Below are 5,487 nucleotides of genomic sequence, written 5' to 3' on the forward strand. Positions count from 1 at the left end.
AATTCGCTTGGCACCGACCATATCTCACAGGGGGCAACCCCCAACTACTTCCGGCGTAATGAGACTTAACTGCTGTGTTCGACATGGGAACAGGTGTATCTCTCATGCAATAAGCACCAAACTGGTTTGAATATCAAATCTGTGATTCGAACACTCAAAACTGAATAACTATTTTCTAATATAACTTGCTTAAACCTTCAAAGCTTACTTTAATTTTGAACTTCAGACTATCGTCTTCAGTATCATTAATTAGGTAAAGTCCTCGAGCTATTAGTACTAGTCCGCTCCAAGTATCACTACCCTTCCACTTCTAGCCTATCTACCTGATCATCTCTCAGGGCTCTTAATTCATAAAGAATGGGAAATCTCATCTTGAGGTTGGTTTCACACTTAGATGCTTTCAGCGTTTATCCTCTCCCTACATAGCTACCCAGCGATGCCTTTGGCAAGACAACTGGTACACCAGCGGTAAGTCCACCCCGGTCCTCTCGTACTAAGGGCAGATCCTCTCAAATTTCCTACGCCCGCGACGGATAGGGACCGAACTGTCTCACGACGTTCTGAACCCAGCTCGCGTGCCGCTTTAATGGGCGAACAGCCCAACCCTTGGGACCGACTACAGCCCCAGGATGCGACGAGCCGACATCGAGGTGCCAAACCTCCCCGTCGATGTGAACTCTTGGGGGAGATAAGCCTGTTATCCCCAGGGTAGCTTTTATCCGTTGAGCGATGGCCCTTCCATGCGGTACCACCGGATCACTAAGTCCTACTTTCGTACCTGCTCGACTTGTAAGTCTCGCAGTCAATCTCCCTTATACCTTTACACTCTACGCATGATTTCCAACCATGCTGAGGGAAACTTTGAGCGCCTCCGTTACTCTTTAGGAGGCGACCGCCCCAGTCAAACTGCCCAGCAGACACTGTCTCCCACGCCGATTAGGCGTGCGGGTTAGAGTAGCCATTACACAAGGGTAGTATCCCAACAACGCCTCACTGAAAACTAGCGTCCTCAGTTCATCGGCTCCTACCTATCCTGTACATGTGCAACAGATACTCAATATCAACTTGCAGTAAAGCTCCATGGGGTCTTTCCGTCCTGTCGCGGGTAACCTGCATCTTCACAGGTACTAAAATTTCACCGAGTCTCTCGTTGAGACAGTGCCCAAATCGTTACGCCTTTCGTGCGGGTCGGAACTTACCCGACAAGGAATTTCGCTACCTTAGGACCGTTATAGTTACGGCCGCCGTTTACTGGGGCTTCAATTCATACCTTCGCTTACGCTAAGCACTCCTCTTAACCTTCCAGCACCGGGCAGGCGTCACCCCCTATACATCATCTTACGATTTAGCAGAGAGCTGTGTTTTTGATAAACAGTCGCTTGGGCCTATTCACTGCGGCTCTATATAATAGAGCACCCCTTCTCCCGAAGTTACGGGGTCATTTTGCCGAGTTCCTTAACGAGAGTTCTCTCGCTCACCTGAGGCTACTCGCCTCGACTACCTGTGTCGGTTTGCGGTACGGGTAGGTTATAATTAAACGCTAGAAGATTTTCTTGGCAGTGTGACATCAGATACTTCGCACTCGAAAGTGCTTCCCCATCACAGCTCAATCTTAGAGGTACAAGCATTTGACTCATACCAAACCTCACTGCTTAGACCAGAATCCATTAACTGGCAAATCTTAGCCTACTGCGTCCCTCCAATCACTATATAACCTAGTACAGGAATATCAACCTGTTGTCCATCGGATACGCCATTCGGCCTCTCCTTAGGTCCCGACTAACCCAGGGCGGACGAGCCTTCCCCTGGAAACCTTAGTCTTACGGTGGACAGGATTCTCACCTGTCTTGCGCTACTCATACCGGCATTCTCACTTCTTATCGCTCCAGCACTCCTCACGGTATACCTTCTTCGCTGATAAGAACGCTCTCCTACCAATTAAATAAATTTAATTCCATAGCTTCGGTAATATGTTTTAGCCCCGGTACATTTTCGGCGCAGGATCACTCGACTAGTGAGCTATTACGCACTCTTTAAATGATAGCTGCTTCTGAGCTAACATCCTAGTTGTCTGTGCAATCCCACATCCTTTTCCACTTAACATATATTTTGGGACCTTAGCTGATGGTCTGGGCTGTTTCCCTTTCGACTATGGATCTTAGCACTCACAGTCTGACTGCCCAACGCATGTCGATGGCATTCGGAGTTTATCTGAGATTGGTAATCCGGGATGGACCCCTCACCCAAACAGTGCTCTACCTCCATGACATTCAAGTTGGACGCTAGCCCTAAAGCTATTTCGGAGAGAACCAGCTATCTCCAAGTTCGTTTGGAATTTCTCCGCTATCCACAAGTCATCCAAACACTTTTCAACGTGTCCTGGTTCGGGCCTCCAGTGCGTCTTACCGCACCTTCACCCTGCTCATGGATAGGTCACATGGTTTCGGGTCTAAATCATGATACTATGGCGCCCTATTAAGACTCGCTTTCGCTACGGCTCCGACTCTTCATCTTAACCTCGCATCATAACTTAACTCGCCGGTTCATTCTACAAAAGGCACGCTCTCACCCATTAACGGGCTCGAACTTGTTGTAGGCACACGGTTTCAGGTGCTATTTCACTCCCCTCACGGGGTTCTTTTCACCTTTCCCTCACGGTACTTGTTCACTATCGGTCACTAGAGAGTATTTAGGGTTGGGAGATGGTCCTCCCAGATTCCGACGAGATTTCTCGTGTCTCGCCGTACTCAGGATACTGCTAGGTATATATGCTATTTCAACTACGAGGCTATTACTCTCTTTAGCTTACCTTCCCAGGTAATTCGTCTATAAAATATAAGTCCACATTGCAGTCCTACAACCCCAACAGATAAATCTATTGGTTTGCCCTTCTTCCGTTTCGCTCGCCGCTACTAAGGAAATCGCGTTTGCTTTCTCTTCCTGTTGCTACTTAGATGTTTCAGTTCACAACGTCTTGCCCTGTAAGTGCTATGTATTCACACAAACAGTAGTAGCCATTAGCTACTGGGTTCCCCCATTCGGACACCTGCGGATCAATGCTTACTTACAGCTCCCCGCAGAATTTCGTAGTTAGTCACGTCCTTCATCGCCTTCTAGTGCCAAGGCATCCACCGTGCGCCCTTATTAACTTAACCTTTAAATCGATACATTTAAGTATCTGGTAATAAGTATTGAGTCTTGCGACTCACGCTTTTTTTGAGGTAACATATTACTATGTCACTTCTCGGTTTATTTCTTGTTATTTTAGAAATTGTTATTCAGTTTTCAATGATCAAATCGTCTATTTTAATGTCTTCGTTGACAAGATAATCGTTAAATTATCTTTTTTTTCGTTCGAGACCGAGGCGACTGAGACGAAGCAACCTTGGGGTTGTAAGTCGATAGTCAACGATGGTATCGGACGAAAAATGGAGCCTAGCGGGATCGAACCGCTGACCTCCTGCGTGCAAAGCAGGCGCTCTCCCAGCTGAGCTAAGGCCCCTTCTTCTGTTAGAGAAGATTTTTACAGTTTTAGGTATAAACCTCTCAAAACTAAATAAAACAGAATTTCCCCAAACACAGTTATCCATGTTTTGCCTAAGCAAACATTTTTCCTTAGAAAGGAGGTGATCCAGCCGCACCTTCCGATACGGCTACCTTGTTACGACTTCACCCCAATCATCTATCCTACCTTAGACGGCTGCCTCCAAAAGGTTAGCTCACCGGCTTTGGGTATTACAAACTCTCGTGGTGTGACGGGCGGTGTGTACAAGGCCCGGGAACGTATTCACCGCGGCGTGCTGATCCGCGATTACTAGCGATTCCGACTTCATGTAGGCGAGTTGCAGCCTACAATCCGAACTGAGATTGGCTTTAAGAGATTAGCTTGCTGTCACCAGCTTGCGACTCGTTGTACCAACCATTGTAGCACGTGTGTAGCCCAGGTCATAAGGGGCATGATGATTTGACGTCATCCCCACCTTCCTCCGGTTTATTACCGGCAGTCTCGCTAGAGTGCCCAACTGAATGATGGCAACTAACAATAAGGGTTGCGCTCGTTGCGGGACTTAACCCAACATCTCACGACACGAGCTGACGACAACCATGCACCACCTGTCACCTATGCCCCGAAGGGAAATCTTATCTCTAAGACGGTCATAGGGATGTCAAGACCTGGTAAGGTTCTTCGCGTTGCTTCGAATTAAACCACATGCTCCACCGCTTGTGCGGGCCCCCGTCAATTCCTTTGAGTTTCAACCTTGCGGTCGTACTCCCCAGGCGGAGTGCTTAATGCGTTTGCTGCGTCACTTAGGGCTGGATAGCCCCAAACAACTAGCACTCATCGTTTACGGCGTGGACTACCAGGGTATCTAATCCTGTTTGCTACCCACGCTTTCGAGCCTCAGTGTCAGTCACAGTCCAGAGAGCCGCTTTCGCCACCGGTGTTCCTCCATATATCTACGCATTTCACCGCTACACATGGAATTCCACTCTCCTCTACTGCACTCAAGTCTAACAGTTTCCAATGCACACAATGGTTGAGCCACTGCCTTTTACATCAGACTTATTAAACCACCTGCGCTCGCTTTACGCCCAATAAATCCGGACAACGCTCGGGACCTACGTATTACCGCGGCTGCTGGCACGTAGTTAGCCGTCCCTTTCTGGTTAGATACCGTCACTTGATTAATTTTCCACTCTAATCAACGTTCTTCTCTAACAACAGAGTTTTACGATCCGAAAACCTTCTTCACTCACGCGGCGTTGCTCGGTCAGACTTTCGTCCATTGCCGAAGATTCCCTACTGCTGCCTCCCGTAGGAGTTTGGGCCGTGTCTCAGTCCCAATGTGGCCGATCACCCTCTCAGGTCGGCTATGTATCATCGCCTTGGTAGTCCATTACACTACCAACTAGCTAATACAACGCAGGTCCATCTCTCAGTGTACCAATTGGCACTTTCAAATGGAAATTATGCAATTTCCATTGTTATGCGGTATTAGCTATCGTTTCCAATAGTTATCCCCCGCTGAAAGGCAGGTTACCCACGCGTTACTCACCCGTTCGCTACTCAATAAAGACGGTAGAGCAAGCTCTGGTGTCTTTATTGCGTTCAACTTGCATGTATTAGGCACGCCGCCAGCGTTCGTCCTGAGCCAGGATCAAACTCTCATTTAAATGAGAACATATTACTATGTTCCAGCTTTTGTTTTTTGTCCGTTCATTTCTGAACGATTTATTGTCGAATTGACAGTTTGTTGTCTATTGCTAGACAACCTCTGTACTTGGTTCGTTTCTGTTTTATTCAGTTTTCAAAGGTCTACTTTTGTCTCAGCGCTTCTTGCGAGACAACTATTTAATTCTACCAAAACTTCACTAACTTGTCAACACTTTTTTGAAAAGTTTTTTTATTTCTTTCCAATCATTCGTGACCTCGTTTTGAGTACTTTATTATACTATCAAATCTACTGGTTCATGTCAACTACTTTT

At 47.1% G+C, this 5,487-nt stretch carries 1 tRNA gene and 3 rRNA genes; all 4 read right to left on the bottom strand.

What is annotated here, in order from left to right:
- Positions 1-5 precede the first annotated feature (5 nt).
- Positions 6-121 (bottom strand): 5S ribosomal RNA (gene rrf, locus ACYQ21_RS14570).
- A 129-nt stretch (positions 122-250) separates the two neighbouring features.
- Positions 251-3,155: ribosomal RNA gene (locus tag ACYQ21_RS14575) — 23S ribosomal RNA — on the bottom strand.
- Between the two features lie 274 nt (positions 3,156-3,429).
- Positions 3,430-3,502 (bottom strand) — tRNA-Ala (locus ACYQ21_RS14580).
- 117 nt (positions 3,503-3,619) lie between these two features.
- Positions 3,620-5,175 (bottom strand): 16S ribosomal RNA (locus ACYQ21_RS14585).
- The 16S, 23S and 5S rRNA genes sit together here with 1 tRNA gene alongside, the layout of an rRNA operon.
- Positions 5,176-5,487 lie beyond the last annotated feature (312 nt).

The organism is Pseudolactococcus yaeyamensis, from assembly GCF_054658615.1.